This window comes from Priestia sp. BR_2 (assembly GCF_041954005.1).
Classification (GTDB): domain Bacteria; phylum Bacillota; class Bacilli; order Paenibacillales; family Paenibacillaceae; genus Paenibacillus_AQ; species Paenibacillus_AQ lautus_A.
This window is the reverse complement of sequence record NZ_JAVFHM010000188.1, coordinates 496,601-521,112: the sequence shown is the minus strand read 5'-3', so window position 1 is coordinate 521,112 and position 24,512 is coordinate 496,601. Positions and strand designations below refer to the sequence as shown.

Here is a 24,512-nt window from a genome sequence, read left to right as displayed (position 1 = left end):
CGGCTTTTTAGTTTCCTCTTTTCCCAGTCAGTCTGACAATCATGATGGTTCCCGCACTTCACGCCCTTCTTACATCTCCTCTAATGTTGCCTCCGCCACAAGATACGTGTTCCCGTCGTATTCGTAGCGCAGCCGGACCTCTGCCGGAAAGTTGCCCGGCGATACCTGGATCGGCACCGAAGCATAGAGGGTGTTTTCTTCCACGGAATACCTGACAATGCTGCCAAGTGCGGGCTGGTCCAGCCAAAAACCGGCGTCCTCCTCTTTGTATTCAAAGCTGCGGGTTACGCCGCTCAACGTAAGTTGAAATATCCTTTTCCCGTCTTCCGCCGTCATATGGTAGCTTAGTCTGGATTGTGACGCAAGGACCGGGTCGGCTGCCATCACTTCGATGAGATCGTCGGTAAGAAGTTTCAATGCGGATTCGCGCATCCCTGTTCCGTAACCGGTTGTCAAAACGATTGCCAGTATATCCTTCTCCTTCCCACTGCTGCCTGGGGACAGTATCGCGGTTTCCGGATAATAGGATTCGTTACTCACGCTGCTCCAATCTGCGAAGGTTCGTTCCCTGTCGCCATATTGAACATTGATCGAACGAATGGTTCCTGCCTCCTTGAACAGAGTACCCGTAATCTTCAGATCCAAGGCTGCATCTTCCTTTAAAGTAACGGTTGTTCCTTGATCGTCTCCAGCCTCGAAATCGTCCCGTGGTGTTCCCTTTTCGTCAGTGCTTATTAGTTGGATTTGCGAGATTCGGTGGGTATCATTACGAATCGTTACATCTATCGTTTCCTCATATACCATCGGGATCGAATCCCGGAGCAGCAGACGGAGCTTGTATACCGTTTGTTCAACATTTGTCGTAATCTCGTTTACGTATATTTCATAAACCCAGGGACTGGACACATCATAGCGTTCAAGCGGCCATTTCACCTCGGGATGCTCCCAGATGTCCGGCGTCGGGCCGCCCCAGATGCCAATCTCCCGCTTTAAAAGCGCTGTTGCCAGCGTCACGATCGTACGGTCACTCTCCTGCGAGACTTCACGGTCTGCAAGGTTCCACCACTCGAAATCGCCTCCTGACCCGGATACGAAGCCGGATTGGAACGTCCCGCCCTTTGGTACAACCGGACCTGGGCTTACCGGATTAGCGTTGGGTGCAGCCTGGTAACCGAACCAGATTCCAACCCCGAACAAGAGCAGCACTACGGGAACAAAGGCACCGATAGTTCGGATCCAGTCCCTGCGGAATCGTTTCTTTTCAACAGCCTGAAGACGTTCCTCCACGGCCTCCATCATGTCCGTCCGGAAACGCTGGTTCTTAAATGGCGGATCAGCCAGCCTTCGATTCCAATCCGGTCTCCAATCATTCATCCTCGATCGCTCCTTTCCATGCGGCGGCCACCTTCTGTTTGGCCCTGAAAATTCTGGACTTTACCGTGCCTGGCGAAAGGCCTGTAATGGCGGATATTTCATCTATGGATAGCTGATGATGCAGACTAAGCACGAGCGGATCTCGAAATTTAGCTGGCAGCTTCAGTACCTGCTTCCACAATTCATCGGCCTCTGCCCGTTCCAAATATTCCGCTTCGGCTGATGGCGAAATCGGGGTCCGTATCGTCCCCTTCTGCCCGGTGCCGGGAGGTTGCTCGCCCATCAGCACCACTCTGCGCAGGAACGCTCGCTTCAGATAGGAAAGCGCGGTGTTGCGCGTGATTTTCAAAAGCCAGGTCTTGACGGAAGCCTCCCCCCGAAAGGAAGCAAAATGTTGATAGGCTTTAATAAACACATCCTGCGCGACATCATCCGCCGTGTGCGTGTTTCTAGTTATGACGAAAGCATAGTTCCAGACGTCCTCCCCGTAGGATTCCATAAGCATCCGAATGTCCGAAGTTTTCAGCTCCGCGGAATGCTGCATCTGCATTTCCTTCAAAGCAGTTCTCCCCCCTCAACAAAACAGACTCCTTAGGGTCGATGAAAGTTCCCGAAATTATATAAATTTGCATAGGTTCATACATATTGGTGCATTGTAGTAATGCAGCTTTTTACAATGGATATATCATCACATGGAGGGATCATTTTGGCAAAGAGCAAACAACAACAGGAAGCACATGGGATCGGACAAGTCGAGCAGCAGCTCAATCATCAAATGGAGGCTGCCGAAGAAATTCAAGGAACGCCGAAATTGGACCGGGAAATTAAAAAAGCCGTTAACCGGCAGGCTGATCCATTGAATGACCTTTCGGAATAAGGAGAATTGTCATGAATAAACAAAGAGCGATTGAAATTTCGGAATCGGCCATTATGAAACATGTAACTTATCAGGATACCCCCATCTATATCCAGCATGTGAATGAGGATGAAACCGCTCGGGTTTATCCGATCGGCAACTCGGAGCAGGAAATGACCGTCCCTTTATCCAGTCTCACGGAGCATCCGTAAGATAGAAGATATAAGCTTCTACAGCCCATTCAAACCTTCAAAAAAAAATCCCATCCAGATTCAGTGGATGGGATTTTTTATTTCTAAAACGACTTTCTTATAGGCATCAAAAAGCTTGGGACCCTGTTCTGGTCCCAAGCTATAATAAGGAATAGTCTTATACGTTGATGCGTCGCTCATAAACTCTTCTTATAAGTTCTTCAATAATTTCATCAGGCGACCGGTCACCCAACCAGGTTTGACCATACATTTGCAATATTTTAATGAGTGGACCATCTTCCCAAAATCCGACGAATTCATCATTGAGGTAAATCTTTTCAACGACATGCTGGTTCATCTCATCGAGGCATTCTTCCAATACTGATTTCGCGACTGGATCGCTAATCCAATCGCTAATCAGGCTGAATTTATGAAATGATACTTCTTCCTTTCCAAAATCACAATACAATCGCTCCGTAATTCTTATATCGCGAGAAGAGCTGCCAAGCGCAATTTGGAAATAACCGCTCTCCGCTACCCAGCGGTTATACTTGGTGTTGTAATAAGCAAAGTCTCTTTCTTCAAGTTCAAAAACAATCTGCTGTTTCTCCCCAGGAGCCAACTCGATTTTAGAAAATGCCTTCAATTCTTTCTCCGGACGCGTCCAGGTGCATTCTTCGTCATGCACGTAAAGCTGAACGACCTCTTTCCCTGTTCGGTTCCCGATATTCTCCAGCCAGAAAGAGACCGTGATCCCTGTCTCTGTTTGAGTTGTCTTCATATCCCTATAGGCAAACGAAGTGTAGGATAAGCCATGGCCAAACGGAAACTGCGGAGCGAGTTCCTTTCGATCGTAGTATCGATAGCCGATGAACAGCCCTTCACGATAATACAGCTTTCCGTTTTCACCGCGAATCCTCATATGTGAAGGATTGTCTGAAAGCTTAACCGGAAACGTCTCGGACAGTTTACCGGAGGGACTCACCTCCCCAAACAAGATTTCAGCAATCGCTTTACCCATGCCTTGTCCGGAAAGCCATGAGTGAATGACAGCGGGAACATGCTGAACCCAAGGACGCATCGCCAAAGCTGTACCACTGGTGGTCACCACAATGCACTTCGGTTGTACGGCTGCAATCGCCTGAATAAGCCGAACCTGCTGTTCCGGCAAATCAATGCCCTTCAAATCACGCATCTCAGATTCTGCGTATTCAGGCTGGCCAACGAAGATAACCGCAACATCAGATTTTGCCGCCAATGCAACACTTTCCTTAATCACTTCCTCATGAACGGAGTCATCTTCAGGATAGCCCTCGGCATAACTCAATTCAACGGAAGCTCCAGCCAACCGCTTCATTTCATCAAATGGAATATCAACGCGCGTAGGCGTAACTTTTGCGCTGCCGGCTCCTTGAATTCTAGGTTTTTTGGCAAAACGGCCGATCACTGCAATGGAATGGGTTGATTCTGCCTGGATCGGAAGGATGCCATTCTCATTCTTCAACAGCACAATGCTTTCTGCCGCAGCTTTTCTCGCAAGATTGTGGTACTCCATAGGGGATGCCGGAACAGCTTCTTCCATACCGGTTACACGTTGTACGAGTTTTAGAATACGGGCAACGCTTTTATCGAGCTGCTCTTCTGCAAGAACTCCGCTCTCAACGGCTTTGATAATCGCTTTCGTGTTATAGCCGGCAGGTCCCGGCATTTCGAGATCAAGTCCTGCTTTCAACCCACGAATCCGATCATTCACGGCCGTCCAGTCCGAGATGACGACCCCCTCGTATCCCCATTCTTCTCTCAAAATATCATGCAATAAGTGTTCATTCTCGCTGGTATACGAGCCATTAAGCAAATTATAGGAGCACATGACGGTCCAAGGATCCGATTTTTTGATAATTCGTTCAAAGGCGCTTAAATAAATTTCGCGCAGCGTTCGTTCGTCTACTTCTGAACTCGTCACCATCTTCTCGAATTCTTGGTTATTGCAAGCAAAGTGTTTAAGTGAAGCCCCGACTCCTTTGCTCTGGAGGCCATTGATGAAAGCAGCGCCCAGTTCCCCTGTCAGGCAAGGATCTTCGGAGTAATATTCGAAATTTCTTCCCCCAAGCGGAGTCCGTTTCATGTTGATCCCTGGGCCGAGCAGCAATTCTACGCCCATCTCTTTGGATTCATTACCGAGTGCTTCCCCGACTTCGCGCAGCAGTTCCGTGTTCCACGAAGAACCGATAGCTGAGCCAGTGGGATAACATGTTGCCGGAACATTCTCAGTCGTAATCCCCATTTCATCGTCACTGTTCGTTTTGCGGATCCCATTCGTTCCGTCATACATATGAACCGGCGGAATGTTGAGTCTCTCGATCCCCTTGGTCATCCACATGTTTAATCCCGCGCAGAGGGATGCTTTTTCAGTAAGTGTCATTTCCTTTATCCATTCGTTAATCGATGCATTCATTTGTATCCACCCTTTCATATCAAGCTTCTTCTTGGTACTCCCGCTCTTTCTTCAATTCCTGCGCATCGTACAGTTTAAAAAACGGAAACCATACGGCAAACACAATCAGTAAGACAACGGCGAGCAGAATAAGTCCATTGAATCCGGACATGAGATAAGTCGACACACCGATCGGCGTATACCACAGCTGGAAGATTTTACTCGGAATTTGTGCAAACCCCATATCAAGAGCTAGGTAGACGATGATGGGTGTAATAAGACCATTGATCCACATAGGCACCATCAACAGCGGATTAAAAGCAACCGGCGCTCCATACACAACAGGCTCGTTAATATTAAATAGAGAAGGAATCAAAGTGGCTTTACCAATGGTTTTCAGCTTCTTGGATCTGGCAAACAGGAACCATATCACAAGCGGTAAGGTTGCGCCCATCCCTCCGATTCCAAGCCATCCGGAGAAGAATGTTTCAAAGGTATTAATGTTGACGGGATCCAGCCCCTGCGCCACCAATGCGGCATTTTCCTCAATCGCCGGAATCCATATGGCATACCAGATGGGCATCAGAACCCATGGGCTGACTCCGAAGGAATACAATACAACTCCAATAAAGTTGAACAGAACAAACCCAATCAGGCTTTGCCCCATAGCATTAATAGGCTCAAACACGCTCATAATCAGTCCAAAGATATCAAAGTGGAGCTGATATACAAGAACCCAGCCTATGCCCATGATCACGGCAATCGGTACCAGGAAGTCAAACCAATCCATAATAAACTCTGGCATGGAAGACCCTTTTTTAAAAAAAGAGAACTTAGCGCAGACATTCATGATGACGGCAATGAAGACGCCTACAATGAGTGCCGTTACCATACCCGCAGGACCGAAACGCTCCAGAACGAACTGAACGGTACCGTCCTCGTTTACGACGGGATTAAGCAGCATGAGGAATAAGGATATGCCGGTCATTCCCGCCAGTAGCTTGATTTTATGTCTCTCCTTCTTCTCCATGACCGTATACGGCGTTAGGAATGCAATAAACAAACCGAGAAGACCGAAGCTGAATGTCGTAATTGGCGTTAAATCCGGCATTCCAGGAATGAAGTCTTGCAAAATTGAAATCAAAGTAATAATGGAACCAATAAAGATCATTGGGATGGCAACCATAATGGCTTCTTGAATCGATGCTATCCAAATGTTATTTGTAATCGCATCCAATCTTGGCGCAAAGGATTCCGTCATCCATTTCATGAAACGCTTCATCTGTTTATTCCCTCCTGTGTTTCTGTTGTGGACATAGCTATAGTATAGATTTCATTGTTAACGCTTACTCGTTGTATATTGCCTCGTCTATGGTCGTTTTTTGTTTATTTCTCGTTTTTGGAGCCAACAAATCTAAGCCGCCAGGATCGGACAGCAAAAAACACCCCTCTCTTATAGAGCGGTGGTGTTCTTGAAGCCTTTAGTGTTTAAAACTGTTTCTCTAAGGTGAGCAATAGGACACCATGCGGTGGAAGAACGATCTCTTTATACCAACCCTGATCCTCTATAGTCTCTGTTCGGATGACAGGGCCGCTTCTTCCGCGAAGATACGCGAGTTCCTCCTCCGTCAAGATTTCGGGTGCTCCCATACGGACCCACTCGTCAAAAACGGAGCCATGATCTCTGTCCATCTGATAAGTCGTGCACTTATAGGTTCCTGAAAGATGAGGAATGTTGACTTGAAACTCCTTGCTGCCCTTCTCCTCGAACACGCCGTAACGGTTATGATTGGACATTTCCGACCAGTCTCCGCTTGAAAACATATGATCCAAATGGACGTAATGATACAGCAGAAGCTGCATGCTCCCATCTTGATTCTGAGTGCCCACATAGCCTTCACCCTTAACGGTTATCTCTTCACCCAATTTCTGAAGAAGCTCAAAGGCGTAATAACTCGGCTTCTTAAGTCCATCCCGATTCATTAAACCAAAACCTCCGTAAAACGGAGAGGATGGAACAAGGCTTTCCTCAAACACATCCGTAAAGCACCAAAAAGCCATGGCCTTTACGTCTCCCAGTGTATTCATCGCATGATACATCACAAATGGGGCCATAAACATGGTATCGTGCAGCAGGTGCCGGTCATAGAGCGAAAAGTTCCATTCGGTAATATGCAGCTCCATATCCCGGAAAGAGGCCACCTCCATTTTTTCCTGCAGTCGATGGATGCTCTCTTTATAAAAGGTTGGCGGCATCATTCTCGTCAATATGTTCTGCTCTGCTTTAAGCTGAGGATATTCCGAATAGATATGAAAGGAAAAGAAATCGACCGGAACTTGGTGCCTTTTGCAATATTCCATAAACTCCTCGGTCCATGTGTCGTTCCAGAGTGACCCATAACCTAAAGCCGGTCCCCCTGTTTTTAGTTCAGGCAGAACCGACTTGATCACTCGAACGGTAGACTCATAAAACGAGAAGTATTCCTCCTTGCTGCCTGCCCAGCATACGCCTGATAAATCCGGTTCGTTCCAGACTTCAAAATACCATTGTTTTACTTCCTGAGCCCCATAGCGGTTTAAGCAGTGCTGGACGAACTCACGAACCAGCGCCTCCCATTTTGCCTGATCGGCCGGAGGGGAAATATTCCCTCTCCACCAGAATACCGTTTCGCTGGAGCGGCTGAGCAGGGTCGGCATGAAACCAAGCTCCACGAACGGCCGGATGCCCAGCCCAATAAGAAAGTCATACAGCTTGTCAACATAGGCCCAGTTATAGACAGGAGTCCCGTCATCCTGTTCGTTATACACCATCATCTCATCATTAAAGATGCCATGGAAGCGTATGTATTCAAAAGGAATTCGGGCTTTAAGCTCGGTCAGCTGCCGACGCCAGTCATCGCGCAGCCCTTCAACTGCCCTGCCCGCTGTTGTAATAACGTTCCAGTGCTTTTTGTACGCTGCTGACGACATTCCCGGCTGAATCTGTATTTGCTCATGATCCGTAACAACCGCTGTTAAAGGGATTGCTCTCTCCCGTTCTTGATCCGGCTTCACTTCCAGGTACCGATATAACGACCCCATCGCATTGATCGTATCTAATTCATAATAGTCTCCGCTCGAGGATTCTTCATAGGTAAGCGGTTTTCGATTAGGCTTATCCTGAAGCGAGGCAGCGGCTTCACGGTACGAGCTCGGTGTACAACCGTACTTCTCCTTGAAGTACTTATTGAATAGCTTTACGTTCGCAAAACCGCAATCCATCGCAATTTCGGTAATGCTCTTTTCACTTCCCGAAAGCTCCGACTGGGCCTTCTCCAAACGGATCAGCGTTAAATACTTTTGAAAAGGAATACCGATTTTATCGGTGAAGAAGTGAGAAAAATAATGCAAACTTAAGTGCTCTTGTTCCGCCATCGTCTGCAGTGTAATCTTCTCTTTGTAATTTTGATCGATATAGGTTAGAACCCGATTCAACCTTTTATAGTCATAGCTCTTGCCGCCTTCTTCAGCTTCCGGGTTGATTCCTTCCGAAAAATATCGCAATAAATGTCCACATAACGTTTGCAGCCTTCCCAAGGTAAAGCTTCGATAGCCTGGCGACTTCTTGTTCATTTCCCATACCATCTTTGCAAGCTCTTGCTTGATCGTGTCCAATCGGAAACCGACCGGCTCAGGCTCATTCGCTGAATTACAAGAAATGAAAACGTTATTTTGAAGCCATTCCGGCCCAAACTGAAGCGTTAATAATATATTGTCATGGTCATTCTGCTCAAACTTATGGATCGACATGCTGTTCACCACTACGACGTCGTCCTGATGTAGAACATACTCCTTCTGATCAAGATGCATGATAACCGAACCTTGGAGAACATAGACAATCTCCACCTCTTTATGCCAGTGAAATGGAACATGTTTCACGCTGTTGACAAACAGTTTAAAGGGCATATCCTCTTGATGCTCGATAAATTCATAAAGGTAACGCATAATTTGCCCTCATTTCTAATGAACTGAAACGATATAGCTTTGTTTAAGTAGCGATTGGATTATTCAGTGTCTCATAGATTACAAACATATTCTTAGATTTTAGAAGCTTATCATTATAGCATGTATCGTTTACGACTTATACATACATTAGAAAACAGGCCATCCGTTATTAGTTTGACGGCTTATCGAATGAAAATCCTCGTTAAGATTAAGATTGCTGTCTAAACTCCTGCGGAGAAACTTGATATACTTTTCTGAACATTTTGGAAAAATGCGAGAAATTATGATAACCAAAGGTCTTGGCTACTTCGGATATGGGGATGGTCGATGTTAAGATCAAATCCTTAGCCTGCGACATCCGGACATGCAATATGTAATCTGTAATCGATTCGCCCACCTCGCGTTTGAACAGACGGGACAGATAAGCTGGATTGAGATGTACGAAGCCGGCAAGCTGTTCTCTTGTGATCGATTCGTGCAAATGTTCCTTAATATAGGATTGTATGCGTTGAATCACGGAGCAGCTTGGATGGAGCTGATCATGGATGACCTGAACGACTTGGAGAACCGTTGCTTTCAATTGTTCAATATTTCGCGGCTGAGCATACAGATGAATTCCTGCCTGATCCTGAAACAACTCAAACGCAGACAGTCCATTTTTATGAAGAATATAGTGCACCATTTGCATAAATTCTTGTCGGAAGCCTTCAAGCTCACTAACCGAAAGCTGCGGATATTGGCTCAATTCTTCCATACGCCCATGAATCTCTCGCTGCATTTCTTCCAGCTGCCCAAGCTCCATAAGGAGGGTCCAGGTCGATATTCGCGGGATCATCGTCTTAATGGAGTGGGTGCCTAATGAAGCCAGCTTATACACTTGGTTAGATTTATTCAGATTGTTGTACTCCATCTCCAGCAGCTGCCTGTACGTGTCGGCTATTTCATACAAAGTGGACCGATGGCCGATATAACAGGAAATATTGCAACCAAAGTAGGTATAACAGTCCTGAATGTATTGTTCACAGCGTAACTTCAGTTCATGTGTGACATCCCCCTCCGTCCCCTCTTCTCCAGCAATAAGGACGACGTTCACCCCCTGCTTGGTCTGAATGACCTCTCCATGGCCGGCGGGCAGCAGCATTTCGGATGCGCCTTTGCGGATAGCATATTCCATAATTTCTTCATCCTTTGTGCTGAGCTCGCGAAGCCACGATTCCACGCTCACCAGAACAGGCATGAATACAGCCTCTTGCAATCCGCTAAGCTCATGCTCCTCAAGAACATCCGTAACATTAGCTGGGGTGCAGACGATCCTTCCCGAAAATACATCATTCCAAAACTTATCCGTGATCAGGCTTTTTTTCTTCTGCCACAGCTCATAATACGGTTTGTAATGCTCTCGCATATGACGGAGCTCCCGCTCCTGTTTAATCTAATGCAGCGCTTTGGCTATGGTTGCCTGAAGCAAATCAAATTCGATCGGTTTTAACAAATAATCGAAGCCATCCAGCTGAATTGCTCTCTTCATGAAGTCAAATGCGGAGTGGGCGGTTAGAAAAATGGTCTCTGTATCGGGAGAAATATCATTCACCCGCTCGAGCAGCTCGATACCTGTCCCTTTGGGCATTTCGATATCGCAAATCATAATATCAATCGGTGTGCGTTCAAAAATCTGTAATGCATCGCGCCTATTATAAGCCTCATACACTTCAGATACCTGCAGTTCCTGCCAATTCACGCCGCTCTTAATTCCCATTACTGCATAGATCTCATCATCTACTATAAGCGCCTTATACATGCGACTACCCCCATACAGATCATCAATATGAAGTAAACTGCTCTACCGTTCGGAAAGGAAGTACAATTCTTATTCTGGCGCCTGAATTCGGAGCATTGTCAAACTCCAGGCGAGCCATATGTCCAAAGATATGCCTAAGACGGTATTGTACATTGGTGATTCCTAGATGCTCCCCTGTCTGATTCTCCATGTAACCGCCTGATTGTAATTTCTCCAGCACTTCCCGGGAGAAGCCGCTCCCGTTATCGGAAATCACGATCTCCAATTGATCATGGATAGGAAGGCTGATATGTATCGCAATATGGAAAGGATGATCCATGAAATCAAATCCGTATTTGATTGCATTTTCAATAAACGGCTGAATTAAGAGCGGCGGAATTGCCGCTTGGTCTGCCCCCTCCGAAATGTCGATTTCATAGGTGACTCGCTCTGGAAAACGGACCTGCTGGATTTTGATATAACTCTCCATATGCTCCATTTCTTCGGCAATCGTTACCGCGATTTGATTCGTCTTCGTTGTAAAACGAAAGTACTTGACGAGGTTCATGCACATGAGCTGGATCACGCTATAATTCTTGATTTCAGCCAAATTGTAGACGATATTGATGGAGTTCAATAAAAAATGGGGATTGATTTGGAGCTGTAAATGCTTAAGTTCGGCCTGATGCGCCTTGATCTGTTCCTCGTAAACGCTGATCTTCAGCTCATGAATCTCGGAGGCCATGCTGTTGAATGTTTCGTTGATCATGGTGAATTCCTTCGCTTTAGAGGCATGAAGCCGCGTGTCCCAGTCCCCGTGCTTGATCCTGCGCATCCCGCGGACAAGATTGTTCATGGGCTTCAGGATGATCTCATTGAGATAAACCAAATAGATAATCAGAATGATGAATGCCACGATGGATATGATGATAATCCCTCGACGAAAGTGATACAGATTCTTCAGCATCTGGGACTCGGGTACAAAAGCGCTGAGTATGACATCCGTGCCCTGAATTTGATTCATGACTACGATATATTTTTGATCATCCTTCTTTACGATTTGATAGACTTCGTTGGATTCAGAGGCGAGAGCGGTATTCAGGCGGTTCGTTCCGATAGCTGATGTATTGGTAATCAATTCACCCTGCTCATTCACAAAGCTGGCAAAGCCATATTCCAGATGAATCAAGTCCAGCGGAATCATCAGGTTCTCCAGTTCCACAAACGCCCCGAGGTAAAAATCATCTCCCGTATCCACCAGTCTGATCAATGCGTATTTATGCTGGCTGTACTCAATCGCCTTCCATTCGCGGAAATAGGCGCTGTCCGGTCCAACCTCCTTGACCAGCTGTTCAATGGTCGTTTTGATGGACAACAACTCATCGTAAGATTGGGTCTTGATCGGTGTACTGAATAAATCCTGCTTCTGCACGGAGTAGATAAATTGAAGATCGACGCTGTTGTCAAAACGATGATAACGCGTAAGCGTATTCAAAATTCTGGCCTTGGCAAGAAAGTACTCGTCAGGGTCATTGAGAAGCTGTGAGAGTGCGGCAATATTAGGATCTTCAACAGCAATGTTGTACAAAAAATTCGTTTCCTTGTTTAAGGCCGCCTCGATCTGATGCGAATAAAGAATCATCGAATTTTTATTCGAGTCCGCCACCTGCTCCCTGATCGTATTGGATGCATAGTAGTTGTTGTAGAGAAGCAAGGCAACAAGAGGAACCGCGATCGTAACGAAACCGATGATTAGCTTAAAGCGAAGCGAGTCTTTAATATTCAACATAGCATACACTACCTCGGCTCCATGGAAAGGTTGGCAGAATGTGCTTCTGCAGTATAGCAGGCCATCTACACTCTGAGTATAGTCACATACAGGAAAAAAGGGAATCCCTTATAGGACATACAACGATAGTCCCGATTCGGAATCCCCCTATTCCTTTATCTTCGTTATTTCTGAGTTTCTGCCCACGCCGCCAGCTGCTTTTCAACCTCAGCTTTAACCTTGTCAAAGCCGGCAGATTTCCGTTTTTCTTTCCACTTGGCAATGATTTTCTCCGGATCAAAGGCTCCCGATTTTAAAGTAGCCCCGAACTCTTTCTCGACATTCGCAATGGATGCCATCTCCGATTTGACGGGCTCTTGATTAAAGGCAAATCCGAGCGCGATGGAATGCTCCGCTCGTTCATTAAACTTCTTGAACTCTTCCCATTTATTCGGATCTTCATTTACCCATAAATAAGAATTGAACTGGTTCCCGAACATCCAGCCTCCCGGATTAGGATAGCCTTGCGTGTCCGCGTTCACGCCTTCAGGATAATCGATCACGTTATCCGATTTCTTCACATAATGTTTGCCTTCGATCCCCCAGTACAGCATATTGAGCAGCTTAGGATCACTGTACAGCAGATTAAGGAACATCATGGCTCTTGCAGGATCCTTAGAGGTTCGCGAAATTCCGAGCATCGCCCCCTGCGCGTCACCTGTCGTCGTAAACGGCTCCGCCGTCTCTACCTGCACAACTTCTACACCCGATGTTATGCTCATTTCCTTGTCTTTCCCCGGCTTTAAGGATTGGGCAACCGCAAAGGCTTTGCCCGCCTTAATCATATTCATGCCCTGATCCGCGTCTGATGTCAGGATATCCTTATCAAACCAACCGTTCTGATTCCACTGATGCATCCGTTTGTAGAATTCGATGAATTTTGGATCCTCCAGGGTATCGACGGCTTTCAACTCCGTACTTCCCCGCGGAATCGAAAGATTGGCAACGATGCCATCATAATTGGCTGCATCCCAAATATTCGTAAACTTGCTTGAAACAATTGGAATCACGCCAGGCTCATTGTCTTTAATCGTTTGGAACATCGCTTCCATATCTTCCAGGGTCTTAACCCCATTAATATCGAACTTGTATTTATCTACAAGCTTCTTGTCGAGAAGGAATCCGAATCCCTGTCCGAATTCTTTCTTGGTCGGAAGCGCGTACAGCTTGCCGCCGATTCTGGAGCCTTTAATAAAATCCTCACCCAGAATGCCCGGAATATCTTTGCCGTGTTGGGCCATTAATTCGTCGAGGTCCAAGTACTGCCCTTTGGCGACATCTTTTGCGTATGAGAACCAGCTGGCTGTGAACATCAAATCAAAAGGCTCATTGGAGATTTTCATTAAATTGGTTTTATCATCCCAGGAAGCCCATTCGATAGGCTTGAGCTCAATCGTCGCATTGATCTTCTCCGTCAGATATTTGCTCATTTCTTCCTGAACAAGCTGCAAGTCTTTGGGAGCGGTTGCCGGATATACGAGCGTTATTTTATAGGGTTCCGTTTGGGCTTGTTTCCCCCCTGTATCCGTAGCATTTTCGGTCCCCCCCTTACTGCAGCCTGTTAATGCAAGCATTCCGCAAAGCATGATCATAAGCACCAGATAATGCGCTTTTTTCATATCCCTAAGTTCTCCTCTCAACAATAAACTTTAATCTAAGGCATGAAATGGAGTGCAAATCGCCTAACCTGCCCCACCTCCTCTATTGAACGATCAAATGACTGCTAACCTTTCACGGCACCGGTTGTAATCCCGCTGATGTAATACTTCTGGAAGAACGGATAGGCGAACATCAAGGGGGCAATGCCGACAATGGCAAGTGCCATGCGGACGGTTTCCCTTGGCATCTTGGCGAGCAGGTCCCCGACTTGAGCCGAACTGTTAGACTTCATTAGAAGATACTGAATGTTCGTGAGCGTCTTTGTCATCAGATATTGGATGTTATACAGCTCGGGTTTATCGATAAACAGCATGCAGTTGTACCAGTCATTCCAATAGGACAACGTGTTAAACAGTCCAATCGTGGCCATAATCGGCAAAGAAAGCGGAACGACGATTTTAAAGAAAATCTTCAGTTCGCTTGCACCGTCAATCGTCGCGGATTCAACCACGGATTCCGGGATGGTCGAGGCGAAAAAGCTTCGCATGAGCAGGACATTGAAGGCACTTAACAGCAGGTTGGGAATGATCATGGCGAATATCGTATTTTTCAGGTCAAACATATTCACATACGTGATATACCAAGGTACCATACCGCCGCCAAACAGCATAGTGAAAAAAATATAAAAGGAAATGGTACGGCGAAACGGCAGCTCGGGTCTGGATAACGGATAAGCAAAAAGCGCTGTTATCAAAAGGCTTACGACGGTTCCAACCAGCGTGGTCAAAATCGTAACGCCGTAAGCTTTCGCTATTTCCGAAAAATCATTGAATAAAAATTGATAGGCCGCAAAGCTGATTTGACTGGGAAACAATGAGTACCCGTTCTGCAGGATGGAATCTTCACTGGAGATCGACACCATAAAGACCAGGATGAACGGAATTAACGAAGCAACTGTAAATGCCCAAAAGAACAGGTGAATCGATGATGCGCCGATCCATTTTTTCGTACTCAACACTTTCACCATCTCTGCCTCCCTCTCTGTTAAAATAAAGCGTCGCGTTTATTAATGCGCCTTACTGCCGTATTCGCTACCAGGATGAGCACCAAACAAACGACGGATTGATAGAATCCAGCCGCTGTCGACATGCCGATATCTCCAGATTGAATCATGGCACGATAGACAAAGGTATCGATGGTATTCGTGGTCGGGATCAAAGCGCCTGTATTCATAGGTACCTGATAGAACAATCCGAAATCGGACCGCAGAATGCCGCTGACGGCGAGCAGGGTCATGGTGGTGATGACTGGCAAAATAAGCGGGATGGTGATCCGGGTCATCTGCTTCCACTTGGTTGCACCGTCAATTGTGGCGGCTTCATAATATTCTTTGTCTATTCCGATAATGGAAGCGAAATAGATGATGGATAGATAACCAACGTTCTTCCATGCATTGACGATGACCAGGATGTAAGGCCAATACTTCGGTTCCCCGTACCAAGATACCGCCTCAGAACCAAACCAATGGATCAATAATCTGTTCACAAGACCGCTATCCACGTTCAAAAAGCTGTAGACCAGATAGGCGACCACGACCATCGAAATGATATGCGGCAGCAGGAATGTGCTTTGATAGAATCGGCTGATCGCTTTATCCTTAATTTCATTAATCAGCAGCGCTACCATAACGGCTAACACCAGGTTTAGCACAATAAAAACGAAATTGTAAAGGAAGGTATTCCGGGTAATGATGTACGCATCCTGTGAGTTGAACAAGAACTTGAAGTTATCGAACCCGGCCCACGCACTTCCCCATATACCATCGACATAATTATAGTTTTTGAATGCTAGAATCACGCCGTACATGGGGACATAGTTGTTGATGAACAAGTAGACGATCCCCGGCAATGTCATTAGCAGCAGCCACTTATACTTCTTTAGCCTCTTCCGTAAATGAGACGAACCCCTCATGTTCCAGCCCCTTCTTATCACGTCATGTAAACCTTTACATCCTCATTCTATAACCGATGTTTCCGGTCAACCACTATCCATATGACTTTCTGATACCACAATGGTGACTTCTTCTCACCCGGCTTCAAATGGCAATTGACAGCTTCAACCAGACTCATTATGCTAGGGGCGTAATCGCTGTCATGGCTCATATGAAAATCTAGACAGATGGTATGAATAAGGGGTGTTGGCGCAAATGAGAAAATCATTGCATTTTAAGTCAAATGGCACGTTTAAGATCGTACAGTTCACCGACACGGAATTTTGTGAACCGGATGAGGAAGAAATGCAGATGAAGGCCATGATGAAGAGAATTCTGGAGAAGGAACAGCCGGATTTGGTGATTTATACCGGGGATGTCATTGCAAGCAATAAAAGTCCGAATCCCATTCAAGCTTTTAAAGATGCGGTATCGGTCCCCGAAGAAATGCACATTCCATGGGCCGCCGTATTCGGCAATCATGATTCCGAAGCTGCTGAAATGACTCGTGAGCAGATGCACTATCTCCAGCTATCACATCGGTACTGTTATGCACAGCCCGATCCGCCGAATGTCCACGGGGTAGGCAATTATGTGCTTGAAATTCTGGACGGGCTTCACCAGCCGGCAGCCGCCTTGTTTTTTCTGGATTCGGGGAGCTACTCACCGCTTGAGCATCTGCGGGTTGGATTCTATGACTGGATTCGCCGAAGTCAGATCGCATGGTATACGGAAGCGTCTCATCGTCTGACCGCTAGAAACGGAGGTGAGCCCCTCCCTTCACTCGGCTTCTTTCATATTCCTCTGCCGGAATACAATGACATCTGGGATTTCTCGGTCTGTTACGGACAGAAGTTAGACGCCTATTGCTGCGCACCGCTCATCAATACCGGATTTTTTGCGGCCATGCTGGAAATGGGCGATATCATGGGAACTTTTGTAGGCCATGACCATGGGAACGATTTCTGGGGAACGCTGCATGGAATCCGTCTTTGTTATGGTCGTACGTCCCGCAATGCTTATCTGGATCGACCATTTCAACCTGGAGCAAGGGTGATCCAATTAACGGAAGGCCAGCGGAGCTTTGAAACATGGCTTCATCTAGAAGATGGAAGCATCGTTCATGATCAGCCTGCGCATATACCCGAAGGGCGCGCTCTTAAGATCGAATCGACTTAGACTGAATTGTCTGTATCTATTTATATCGCACTAAAAGGCTGTTAAAGTTTTGGATGCAAAAAAAGGGAGTGCCCCAAAAGGTCCATTGACCTGGGGCGCCCCCTGTCTGTCGTATGATAATGCGTGAATGAATAAGAAGTTACGTGTCCTTCATTGGTACATGTTACCCTCAATCATCGTCCACTGCACTTGATACCTTTCATCCATCAGAACGAGATCCGCATCGTATCCAACCTCGATTTTTCCTTTGCGAGATAAACCTAGAATATGGGCAGGCGTTGTTGAAGCCATGCGCACGGCATCCTCCATCGAAATGCCGTTGGCTTCGGTTAGACGCAACGCTTCATTCATAGTCACGGTACTCGATGCTAAAGTGCCATCCGCAAGCCTGGCAATCCCCTCGGAAACGGTGACGTGATGACCACCAAACATATAATTTCCATCACCTAATCCCATCGCCTGAAGCGCATCCGTAATAAGCACCATGCCTTCCGGCCCTTTGAGACGATGCATTAATCTGACAATGGCCGGATGAAGATGGACTTGATCGACAATCGCTTGCAGGCTTACATGCGGTTCTTCGAACGCGGCTACAATCAGTCCGGGATCTCGATGGTGAATCGGTCTCATGCCGTTAAAGCAATGGGTTACATGACTCGCTCCGGCTGTAAAAGCCAGCTTTGCTTCCTCGTAAGTAGCATCGGAATGAGCTACGGCAATCACGACACCCTGCTCTTTCAGAAAGGATATAAGCTCCAAGCCTCCAGGCAATTCCGGGGCGATCGTTACCATTTTGATCAGCGAACCCGCTTCCCGAATAATCAACTTCATTTCTTCCAGATTCGGGTGGCGAAGATATTTCTCGTTTTGCATCCCTTTACGCTTCGGATTCAAATAAGGGCCTTCCAAATGAATGCCGGCGATCCTTGCCCCTTGTTCTCGTCCGATGACAGCTTTTACGCTGCGGATCATGTTCAACAGATCCTCTATCGTTGAACTCACGGAAGTTGCCAGAAACGAGGTGCAGCCGGTTGCCGCACAAGCGCGTGACACTTCTTGAATGCTGTCCTCGGTTCCATCCATCATGTCATAGCCATTGGCCCCATGGATATGAACATCAATCATCCCCGGTATAAGCCACATTCCGTTTCCATCAAACCGTTCAGCATCGCCTTCGATTGTTTCAATTTCTTGCGTTGGTTCTATTCTCTTCAACTTTCCGTTCGAAATCCAAACCGTTGCAGAAGGAAGTATTTGATGAGGCAGGTGGACTTTGACATGTTGAATGATTTTGTTGTTCATTATGGCTCAACTCCGTCCTGTGGGTTATGAGTCTGACATTCTATGAGCGTAATATTTTTCTGGTCTAATATTTCTTGTATGTCAACGGGGATCGATTGATCGGTTACAATAATATCCACATGATCAAAGTCCAGCTTGAACCTTGATTTCACCGTGAATTTGGTATGATCCGCAACAAGTATGACCTGATCCGAGCGCCGGGCCATCTCCCTCTTCACCCGGACATCGTCTTCATATGGATAATAGAGTCCGTCAGTCTGGATTGCCGTCGCACCGATGAACGCTTTGTCAGCGCGGATTTCACTGATTTTATCGATGACGGAAGGACCGTATAATAATCGATTTTGGGTATGCAGATAACCGCCGAGCACGTAGATGCTCAGATCTTCTCGTTTGGAAAGTATCCCTACATTATCTATGGAGTGCGTAACCGCTGTTATCTGTTTCGCTTGAATATGCTCCGCAACAAATTGTACGGTCGTAGATACGTCCAAGAATACCGTTTCGTGGTCCCGAATCAGTTTAGCGGCATGCTTGCCGATCACGTTCTTGCCTGTGGGCTCATCAATAAGTCGTTCCTGATATGAAGTCAGTTCCTTTTGCAGATCAGGCAAGGCTACCCCTCCGTGTGTTCGAACAACCACTCCTTCTTGTACTAATCTGACAATATCCCTGCGTGCGGTATCCCGCGACACTTGAAAAAACGAGCATATCTCGCCAACACTCATCGTTTTATGTTGTTTTAAATAATCCAGGATTTTTACGAGTCGTTCTTCTTGGAACACATCTCATTCCTCCTTTGTTTAAGCATTTGCATTATATTTATAAGTATATATAAGCAATTAAAAACAAACAATAAGTATTTATAAGTTTATTCGTATTATTACAAACACTAAAAAACCACGATCATCGTGGTTTTTTAGTAGACATATGTTAGCTCTTCGACATTTCCCGTTCCGGTAATCGTGATGTAAGTCACTACTCATAGCTTGGATGATGATAGATTCCTTCTTGAACGGAAGCAGCCTGCCCTTACCGTCGATGCATGGAACCCGTTAATAAGTAAATGATTGCTGGATTGTACCGATCCTTGCATTTAAATATTGATTTTCTTGATATCTCATATTTTCGAACGCCTGCCCAGCGGCATTGGCTACATCGATGTCTTGTGCGCTAGTTCCTCCGCTTACACCAATGCCGCCGACAACCCTGCCTTCGTGAACGAGCGGAATCCCCCCGCCAAGTATGACGACTCTACCCTGATTCGTTGTATTAATGCCAAATGTAGCTCCGCCTGGAAGCGCAGATTGCGCTAAATTCGCCGTCGGCATTTGCATCGCTACGCTGGTCCAAGCCTTGCCAATGGCGATATCGATGCCTGCTATTCTCGCGTTATCCATCCGATGAAAAGCAATGAGGTTCCCCCCTTCATCAACGATCGCTACATCAGAATTAAGACCCATTTGTCGTGCTTGGTGTTCAGCAGTTTCCAATAACTTCTTAGCCGCAGTTAAAGTGAGTTTGTACATGGTAGCTCTCCTTTGCTTAAAAGAAATACTACATTATATTGCCGTTGCCTATATAGGTGAATTGCCCAATGCCAGTACTTCCGGAATACGGCGACATTAGAACAAGCTAATAACAAAAAAAGCCGCGATTTCCGCGACTTATTTGGCACCATGTTGAGTTCCTCCCGCTTTGAAAGAAGGCTGCGTACTCCTGGTGCAATGCTATTCGACTAGTGTGGCAATACTGAAGCCTGTGTTAGGCATAGGCAAATGCCAGTCCCAACCGTTCGATAATTCGATCCAATTGTCCGGTTAAATAAGGCGAGACCTCACCCAGTCCGGCTAATGCTTCTAACAAGGGGAAGGTTTGCCCACCCCAAGGGCCATGTGGATCATGGACCTGCCTGCCGATCCGCAAGCCATCCTCTTCAATGTAAATCTTCAACCGTTCCACACCTTCCACAAGCAGGTCGACCGGCAGCGCTTTGTTTCTGCGCCGGGACCATTCTGCCAAGAAGGACATCCCGCGTAGGATATCATATTCAAAAAAACGCGGAAAGCAAGGCTTAAGCCAATCCATATCCAGAACGCCGCCATGCTGTTTCGAACACACCAGACGATGCTCGATCAAATACCGGGCGCCTTCATCCAAGAAAGCGGCTTCCTGTTCGGTGAATTCACGGTCTGTATGCCATAAGATCGCTTCCAGCGGGGGAAGCGTTGAAATGATAGAGCTTTTTCTTGAATGAATGTAAGCTTCCGGCTCGCAGTTCAAACCGCCGTCTGGCAGCTGATGCTTTAAGAGCCATTCGCGAATCCAGGGCAGCTCCGTGTCCACATCACAGCCATATGCTTTCAGAATCATATAGAATACGGCAAGTTCACAATGGCAGCAATCCATCTTCAACCGGTCACTATCGTTGGTTGGCTGGTCATCGGCTGTAATGACGAAGGTCCGCCAAACCTGGGTTTCGAGTAGATGTTTAGCCCTGGCGATAACCGATTCCGGGATCAGCTTCACCTCTCCCATTTCGTATAGAGCGGCCATATGCCACCAAGCGCCATCCCATTTATGGCGGCTGTTCTCGCCGTGACCCGTCTCCCATTGCGAAGTAGATTCAAGGAATTGGATCGACTCTTCAATTGCCAAACGGATTCTCTGATTAGATTCCATTCTACATCCCCTTCATTGACATTTTCCGGTTCACGCTTCCGTCATTCGGATTTCGATTTCCTTAATCACCCTTGCTGGATTGCCCCCGACGACCACGTTATCCGGTATGTCCTTGGTAACCACTGCCCCGGAAGCAATCACGACATTATTGCCTACCGTGACGCCTGGATTGATGGTTGAACGTCCTCCGACCCATACGTTGTTTCCGATGGTTACCGGCTTTCCATATTCCGGCCCTTTAATTCTCTCGAACGGGTCCACCGGATGCGTTGCCGTATACACATGAACGCCTGGGCCGAACATGCAGTTATCGCCGATTCGCACTTCACACACATCCAGGATGGTACAATCAAAATTCGCGAAGAAGTTCTCGCCTACGTGTATGTTGTAGCCATAGTCGAAACGAATGTTAGGCTCCATTCCTATGTGATCGCCAGTTGATCCCAGCAATTCTTTCAATATTTGAATTCGTTGTTGATCTTCCATCTCCGTAGTCTGGTTAAACAGCCGTGTCATTCGCCTTGCATATGCCCGGTCTCGCATTAGTTCAGGATCGGAAGCGATATATAGTTCTCCATCCAGCATCTTTTGTTTTTCTGTTTTCATCCTGATAATCCAATCCTCTCTCATCTTGAAGTCAAGTCTCTGTCCGACAAACTAGTTGTGTCATAACGTCCTGTCTAAAGCGGCATAGCTCTCTGCCAATAAGACCCGCCCCACAGAAGGAAGTCATTAGATAGATATCACTTCCCCTTCTCCACAAGCTCAAGCGAATAAGCAAGGCTTTCCAAGGTCCTGGCAATTAACCCGTACATATAGTCCTGATCCGGATGTTCTTGTAATATCATTTGAGGCATGTGCATTTCCGGAATATACTTCAGACATTCCTGCCGGATGATGTTCACATCATCCGGCAGCACCAGGCTCCCAGTCAAAGCAATCGTTTCTGGATTTAATATGGCGATCAGGCTTGCCACTGAATGCGCAGCCAGTACATGAAAAGTTTTCCGATCGTGCAGCTGTTGGAATTGAGCCTCTTGGGATATGCCTAACGGCAAAAAAGCAATTTCGCCAGCAAATCGTGTAAAACCTCGATGAATACGCCCATCCACCATCATGCCTGCACCGGGTAAGCTGCCATCGATGAAAGTTACGACGGCAACCGTCTGTTTCTCATCATACCCTTGTTTATGGTAGAAGCCATATACGGTCAAGTTCATGTCATTTTCAAGAATGACCTCAACCTTATGCTTATCGCGAATGAACGCTTCCAAAGGAACGTTAATCAGTTCCGGTATATCACTGACATTGATGACCCCCTGGTCGACTGCACCGGGGACGCCGATCCCAACCGCCCGTATTTGCGGATATTGCAAGATAAGCCTCTCGATTACCCGATCGATTAAGGCGGGATCTATTCGATTATGTTCTTCATACCCTTGGTCTACAATCTCCCCGGCCATATTGGCGATTGCATATGTAAGAGAGCGGGATCCCGCTTCGGTTTTGACAATGGCAGCAATAATATATGAATGATGCATGTTATACTGGTACATTTTGGCTGGACGTCCGCCCTTCGAGTCATCCAAAGCCACTTCCAACACTTCACCGGCATCCAGCAACTCGTTAAGAATATGATTACAAGTGGCGATGCTTAAGCTGGTAGCTTGCGCGACCATGGCCTTCGTAGCCGTTCTCATCGCCATGAGCGCCTGTCGAACTTTCTCCTGATTCATTTGTTTAACCAACATGGTGTTGTTTGTAATGGAGTTCATAATCAAAACCTCAAATAGTTTTTATAACTCTTATAATATGTACTATATTATATCGTTATTCGTTTGTCTACCAGTAATCATTCCAGCCCTCTATCCATAAAATTCAGGTAAAACAACGACGGCAATTGATAACACTTCGTGATCCTTTACCCAATCCTTCGTTCAAAAAAGAAAAGGCTGGCAACCGACTCTACACCATGATTGCCAGAGTTGTGCCCAGCCTCTTAATCGGGCATCCACTTCCTATTTCAAGTGTCTGCTAGCCCGTCTAATGGACATTGCATTTTCATTTTTAGGATCATGTTGGAAAATTCCCTTTAAGATAGGAGTCCCATAGGTTATTGATAAATTCAATCTGAATGCTGTTCTCCAGCGCCGTGGAAATCAGGCCCCAGTCATCGGATACATAACCCGCCAGTTCAGCATTCCGGGTGATCCTGAACGTTTGCTTGAATGCATATTCCCGAATATCCCGGGTTGTCTGACTTTCAGAGGGACAAAGTTCATGCAATTTCTCGTAACATGAATTCCATGCCGAGTCAAATTCATGCGTGTCCCGCGCATCTAATTCGGCATTCCAATCCACTTCTTTATCAAAGACATTTTCAAAAAAGCTGCCTGCGCTGATCATCGAAAACATCTCGGCCGCTGTCATCAAGACTTCTCTCCTCCTTCTATGCTATGTGCCGATATACAGCTTCTCGCCTGAGAAAACAGCCGAATACCCCAACCTGTGCAGCTCGAAATACGGCGCCAACGGGTCGCCTTTTAGCCCGTAACGGTGCCACTGCAAATAGTAGGAGATCCAGTAATCGCAGGCAATCGAATAAAAAGCCTCGTCCAGAATCTCTATAGGCTCCTCTTCGTTTTTGTGCTCCATAATCACTTCGGACAGCGCCTCATAGACATCGGGATCATAGGATTCGCGAACGCTGTCTATTTTCCCTGGAGGAAGAAGCTCGATTTTTTCGATTCCATCCAGGTAGGCGACCGCTTCCGCTGCACGTTCCCATTTCGCAAAAATATCCAGCAGCTGCTTTAACTCCCGAATAAACTGCTCGCCATAACCTCTCAATACGTCCTCGGATACCTCATCCCCTTTGCCGTTAAAATAGGCCGGCACTGTTCCTCCGGTAAAATCCTCCGGGTCCAGCATCTCGTAAATCCGGGAGATCCGCCGCAAGTAAGCATGTCCATCCTCAAGCGGCTCAAAGGTGGCCTCCACCCCTCTTCCGCTAGGCATATACATTTGAAAATATCCATATAACGCTGCTTCTTCAATCACGGCCTCATCGGAATCTGCTTCTTCATCCATCAGGTTGAGCAGATACCGTGCATAAGCCTGCTTATCCATATGTACCCTTCTCCTTCTCGGCCGTTAAGCTGGTTATTAAGGTTCTGGTATCAAAAGTTCACCGACCGAATGCCCCTCAGCTAAACACGTTACTATATTAACACACAAATCTCCTTCATTGGCTTCGGTTAACAATAAGCCATCACCTTAGACGGCTGTGTTGATAGGTTCGTCTCTCTTCTTATCG

At 46.6% G+C, this 24,512-nt stretch carries 22 protein-coding genes; 3 read left to right on the top strand and 19 right to left on the bottom strand.

The window, feature by feature from the left end; translation table 11 throughout:
• Nucleotides 1–69: 69 nt before the first annotated feature.
• Nucleotides 70–1,374: a hypothetical protein gene (locus RB298_RS12655; RefSeq protein ID WP_486047234.1), complete on the bottom strand. Its 1,305-nt coding sequence runs from the start codon at nucleotides 1,372–1,374 to the stop codon at nucleotides 70–72.
• Complete coding sequence (locus RB298_RS12650; RefSeq protein ID WP_228468897.1) at nucleotides 1,367–1,933, bottom strand: RNA polymerase sigma factor; 567 nt, start codon at nucleotides 1,931–1,933, stop codon at nucleotides 1,367–1,369. Before RB298_RS12650 ends, RB298_RS12655 begins: the two co-directional genes overlap by 8 nt.
• Nucleotides 1,934–2,080: 147 nt before the next feature.
• Between RB298_RS12650 and RB298_RS12645 the strand changes: the two genes are divergently transcribed.
• Nucleotides 2,081–2,251: a hypothetical protein gene (locus RB298_RS12645; protein ID WP_228468896.1), complete on the top strand. Its 171-nt coding sequence runs from the start codon at nucleotides 2,081–2,083 to the stop codon at nucleotides 2,249–2,251.
• Between the two features lie 11 nt (nucleotides 2,252–2,262).
• Nucleotides 2,263–2,442: an H-type small acid-soluble spore protein gene (locus RB298_RS12640; RefSeq protein ID WP_009592545.1), complete on the top strand. Its 180-nt coding sequence runs from the start codon at nucleotides 2,263–2,265 to the stop codon at nucleotides 2,440–2,442.
• A 157-nt stretch (nucleotides 2,443–2,599) separates the two neighbouring features.
• On the opposite strand, the gene RB298_RS12635 is transcribed toward RB298_RS12640, so the two are convergent.
• The 9 genes from RB298_RS12635 to RB298_RS12595 form a co-directional block, all read right to left on the bottom strand.
• Nucleotides 2,600–4,876 carry a beta-glucosidase family protein gene (locus RB298_RS12635; RefSeq protein WP_096774585.1) on the bottom strand — a complete coding sequence of 759 codons (2,277 nt, stop codon included), beginning with the start codon at nucleotides 4,874–4,876 and terminating at the stop codon, nucleotides 2,600–2,602.
• Between the two features lie 19 nt (nucleotides 4,877–4,895).
• Entirely contained in the window at nucleotides 4,896–6,137 is a 1,242-nt protein-coding gene (locus tag RB298_RS12630; protein WP_096774086.1) for a PTS sugar transporter subunit IIC, read from the bottom strand.
• Nucleotides 6,138–6,343: 206 nt separating this feature from the next.
• On the bottom strand, nucleotides 6,344–8,839 hold the full coding sequence (locus RB298_RS12625; protein WP_486047233.1) for a GH39 family glycosyl hydrolase: 2,496 nt from the start codon (nucleotides 8,837–8,839) through the stop codon (nucleotides 6,344–6,346).
• Between the two features lie 208 nt (nucleotides 8,840–9,047).
• Complete coding sequence (locus tag RB298_RS12620) at nucleotides 9,048–10,244, bottom strand: helix-turn-helix transcriptional regulator (RefSeq protein ID WP_486047232.1); 1,197 nt, start codon at nucleotides 10,242–10,244, stop codon at nucleotides 9,048–9,050.
• A gap of 27 nt (nucleotides 10,245–10,271) precedes the next feature.
• Nucleotides 10,272–10,637: a response regulator gene (locus RB298_RS12615; RefSeq protein ID WP_486047231.1), complete on the bottom strand. Its 366-nt coding sequence runs from the start codon at nucleotides 10,635–10,637 to the stop codon at nucleotides 10,272–10,274.
• Between the two features lie 22 nt (nucleotides 10,638–10,659).
• Nucleotides 10,660–12,405 carry a sensor histidine kinase gene (locus RB298_RS12610; protein ID WP_486047230.1) on the bottom strand — a complete coding sequence of 582 codons (1,746 nt, stop codon included), beginning with the start codon at nucleotides 12,403–12,405 and terminating at the stop codon, nucleotides 10,660–10,662.
• Between the two features lie 164 nt (nucleotides 12,406–12,569).
• Complete coding sequence (locus RB298_RS12605) at nucleotides 12,570–14,063, bottom strand: ABC transporter substrate-binding protein (RefSeq protein ID WP_486047229.1); 1,494 nt, start codon at nucleotides 14,061–14,063, stop codon at nucleotides 12,570–12,572.
• A 104-nt stretch (nucleotides 14,064–14,167) separates the two neighbouring features.
• Nucleotides 14,168–15,070 carry a carbohydrate ABC transporter permease gene (locus tag RB298_RS12600; RefSeq protein ID WP_176502412.1) on the bottom strand — a complete coding sequence of 301 codons (903 nt, stop codon included), beginning with the start codon at nucleotides 15,068–15,070 and terminating at the stop codon, nucleotides 14,168–14,170.
• 17 nt (nucleotides 15,071–15,087) lie between these two features.
• Nucleotides 15,088–16,014, bottom strand: a complete 927-nt coding sequence (locus tag RB298_RS12595) for an ABC transporter permease (RefSeq protein WP_096774091.1) — start codon at nucleotides 16,012–16,014, stop codon at nucleotides 15,088–15,090.
• 235 nt (nucleotides 16,015–16,249) lie between these two features.
• Here RB298_RS12595 and RB298_RS12590 point away from each other — a divergent pair, with 235 nt between their 5' ends.
• Complete coding sequence (locus RB298_RS12590) at nucleotides 16,250–17,212, top strand: metallophosphoesterase family protein (RefSeq protein ID WP_486047228.1); 963 nt, start codon at nucleotides 16,250–16,252, stop codon at nucleotides 17,210–17,212.
• 150 nt (nucleotides 17,213–17,362) lie between these two features.
• Here the strand turns inward: RB298_RS12590 and nagA are convergent, their stop codons facing one another.
• The 8 genes from nagA to RB298_RS12550 form a co-directional block, all read right to left on the bottom strand.
• Entirely contained in the window at nucleotides 17,363–18,514 is a 1,152-nt protein-coding gene (gene nagA / locus RB298_RS12585; RefSeq protein WP_486047227.1) for an N-acetylglucosamine-6-phosphate deacetylase, read from the bottom strand.
• Nucleotides 18,514–19,299 (bottom strand): DeoR/GlpR family DNA-binding transcription regulator, encoded by a 786-nt coding sequence (locus RB298_RS12580; RefSeq protein WP_486047226.1) that lies wholly within the window; start codon nucleotides 19,297–19,299, stop codon nucleotides 18,514–18,516. Before RB298_RS12580 ends, nagA begins: the two co-directional genes overlap by 1 nt.
• Nucleotides 19,300–19,569: 270 nt before the next feature.
• Nucleotides 19,570–20,043, bottom strand: a complete 474-nt coding sequence (locus tag RB298_RS12575) for a GlcG/HbpS family heme-binding protein (protein WP_486047225.1) — start codon at nucleotides 20,041–20,043, stop codon at nucleotides 19,570–19,572.
• 235 nt (nucleotides 20,044–20,278) lie between these two features.
• A complete protein-coding gene (locus tag RB298_RS12570) occupies nucleotides 20,279–21,196 on the bottom strand; it encodes a prenyltransferase/squalene oxidase repeat-containing protein (protein ID WP_486047224.1) in 918 nt (305 codons plus the stop codon).
• 30 nt (nucleotides 21,197–21,226) lie between these two features.
• Nucleotides 21,227–21,802 carry a sugar O-acetyltransferase gene (locus RB298_RS12565; protein WP_213578916.1) on the bottom strand — a complete coding sequence of 192 codons (576 nt, stop codon included), beginning with the start codon at nucleotides 21,800–21,802 and terminating at the stop codon, nucleotides 21,227–21,229.
• A gap of 137 nt (nucleotides 21,803–21,939) precedes the next feature.
• Nucleotides 21,940–22,971, bottom strand: coding sequence for an ROK family protein (locus RB298_RS12560; protein ID WP_486047223.1), 1,032 nt, complete (start codon nucleotides 22,969–22,971; stop codon nucleotides 21,940–21,942).
• 298 nt (nucleotides 22,972–23,269) lie between these two features.
• On the bottom strand, nucleotides 23,270–23,626 hold the full coding sequence (locus tag RB298_RS12555; RefSeq protein WP_486047255.1) for a hypothetical protein: 357 nt from the start codon (nucleotides 23,624–23,626) through the stop codon (nucleotides 23,270–23,272).
• Nucleotides 23,627–23,650: 24 nt separating this feature from the next.
• Nucleotides 23,651–24,325, bottom strand: coding sequence for a hypothetical protein (locus RB298_RS12550; protein ID WP_486047222.1), 675 nt, complete (start codon nucleotides 24,323–24,325; stop codon nucleotides 23,651–23,653).
• Between the last annotated feature and the right edge of the window lie 187 nt (nucleotides 24,326–24,512).

Coding starts and splice junctions, on each gene's coding strand:
- RB298_RS12655 (WP_486047234.1), bottom strand. CDS start 1,374: ATGAATGATTGGAGACCGGATTGGAATCGAAGGCTGGCTGATCCGCCA.
- RB298_RS12640 (WP_009592545.1), top strand. CDS start 2,263: ATGAATAAACAAAGAGCGATTGAAATTTCGGAATCGGCCATTATGAAA.
- RB298_RS12635 (WP_096774585.1), bottom strand. CDS start 4,876: ATGAATGCATCGATTAACGAATGGATAAAGGAAATGACACTTACTGAA.
- RB298_RS12630 (WP_096774086.1), bottom strand. CDS start 6,137: ATGAAGCGTTTCATGAAATGGATGACGGAATCCTTTGCGCCAAGATTG.
- RB298_RS12625 (WP_486047233.1), bottom strand. CDS start 8,839: ATGCGTTACCTTTATGAATTTATCGAGCATCAAGAGGATATGCCCTTT.
- RB298_RS12620 (WP_486047232.1), bottom strand. CDS start 10,244: ATGCGAGAGCATTACAAACCGTATTATGAGCTGTGGCAGAAGAAAAAA.
- RB298_RS12615 (WP_486047231.1), bottom strand. CDS start 10,637: ATGTATAAGGCGCTTATAGTAGATGATGAGATCTATGCAGTAATGGGA.
- RB298_RS12610 (WP_486047230.1), bottom strand. CDS start 12,405: ATGTTGAATATTAAAGACTCGCTTCGCTTTAAGCTAATCATCGGTTTC.
- RB298_RS12605 (WP_486047229.1), bottom strand. CDS start 14,063: ATGAAAAAAGCGCATTATCTGGTGCTTATGATCATGCTTTGCGGAATG.
- RB298_RS12600 (WP_176502412.1), bottom strand. CDS start 15,070: ATGGTGAAAGTGTTGAGTACGAAAAAATGGATCGGCGCATCATCGATT.
- RB298_RS12595 (WP_096774091.1), bottom strand. CDS start 16,014: ATGAGGGGTTCGTCTCATTTACGGAAGAGGCTAAAGAAGTATAAGTGG.
- RB298_RS12590 (WP_486047228.1), top strand. CDS start 16,250: ATGAGAAAATCATTGCATTTTAAGTCAAATGGCACGTTTAAGATCGTA.
- nagA (WP_486047227.1), bottom strand. CDS start 18,514: ATGAACAACAAAATCATTCAACATGTCAAAGTCCACCTGCCTCATCAA.
- RB298_RS12575 (WP_486047225.1), bottom strand. CDS start 20,043: ATGTACAAACTCACTTTAACTGCGGCTAAGAAGTTATTGGAAACTGCT.
- RB298_RS12570 (WP_486047224.1), bottom strand. CDS start 21,196: ATGGAATCTAATCAGAGAATCCGTTTGGCAATTGAAGAGTCGATCCAA.
- RB298_RS12565 (WP_213578916.1), bottom strand. CDS start 21,802: ATGAAAACAGAAAAACAAAAGATGCTGGATGGAGAACTATATATCGCT.
- RB298_RS12560 (WP_486047223.1), bottom strand. CDS start 22,971: ATGAACTCCATTACAAACAACACCATGTTGGTTAAACAAATGAATCAG.
- RB298_RS12555 (WP_486047255.1), bottom strand. CDS start 23,626: ATGACAGCGGCCGAGATGTTTTCGATGATCAGCGCAGGCAGCTTTTTT.
- RB298_RS12550 (WP_486047222.1), bottom strand. CDS start 24,325: ATGGATAAGCAGGCTTATGCACGGTATCTGCTCAACCTGATGGATGAA.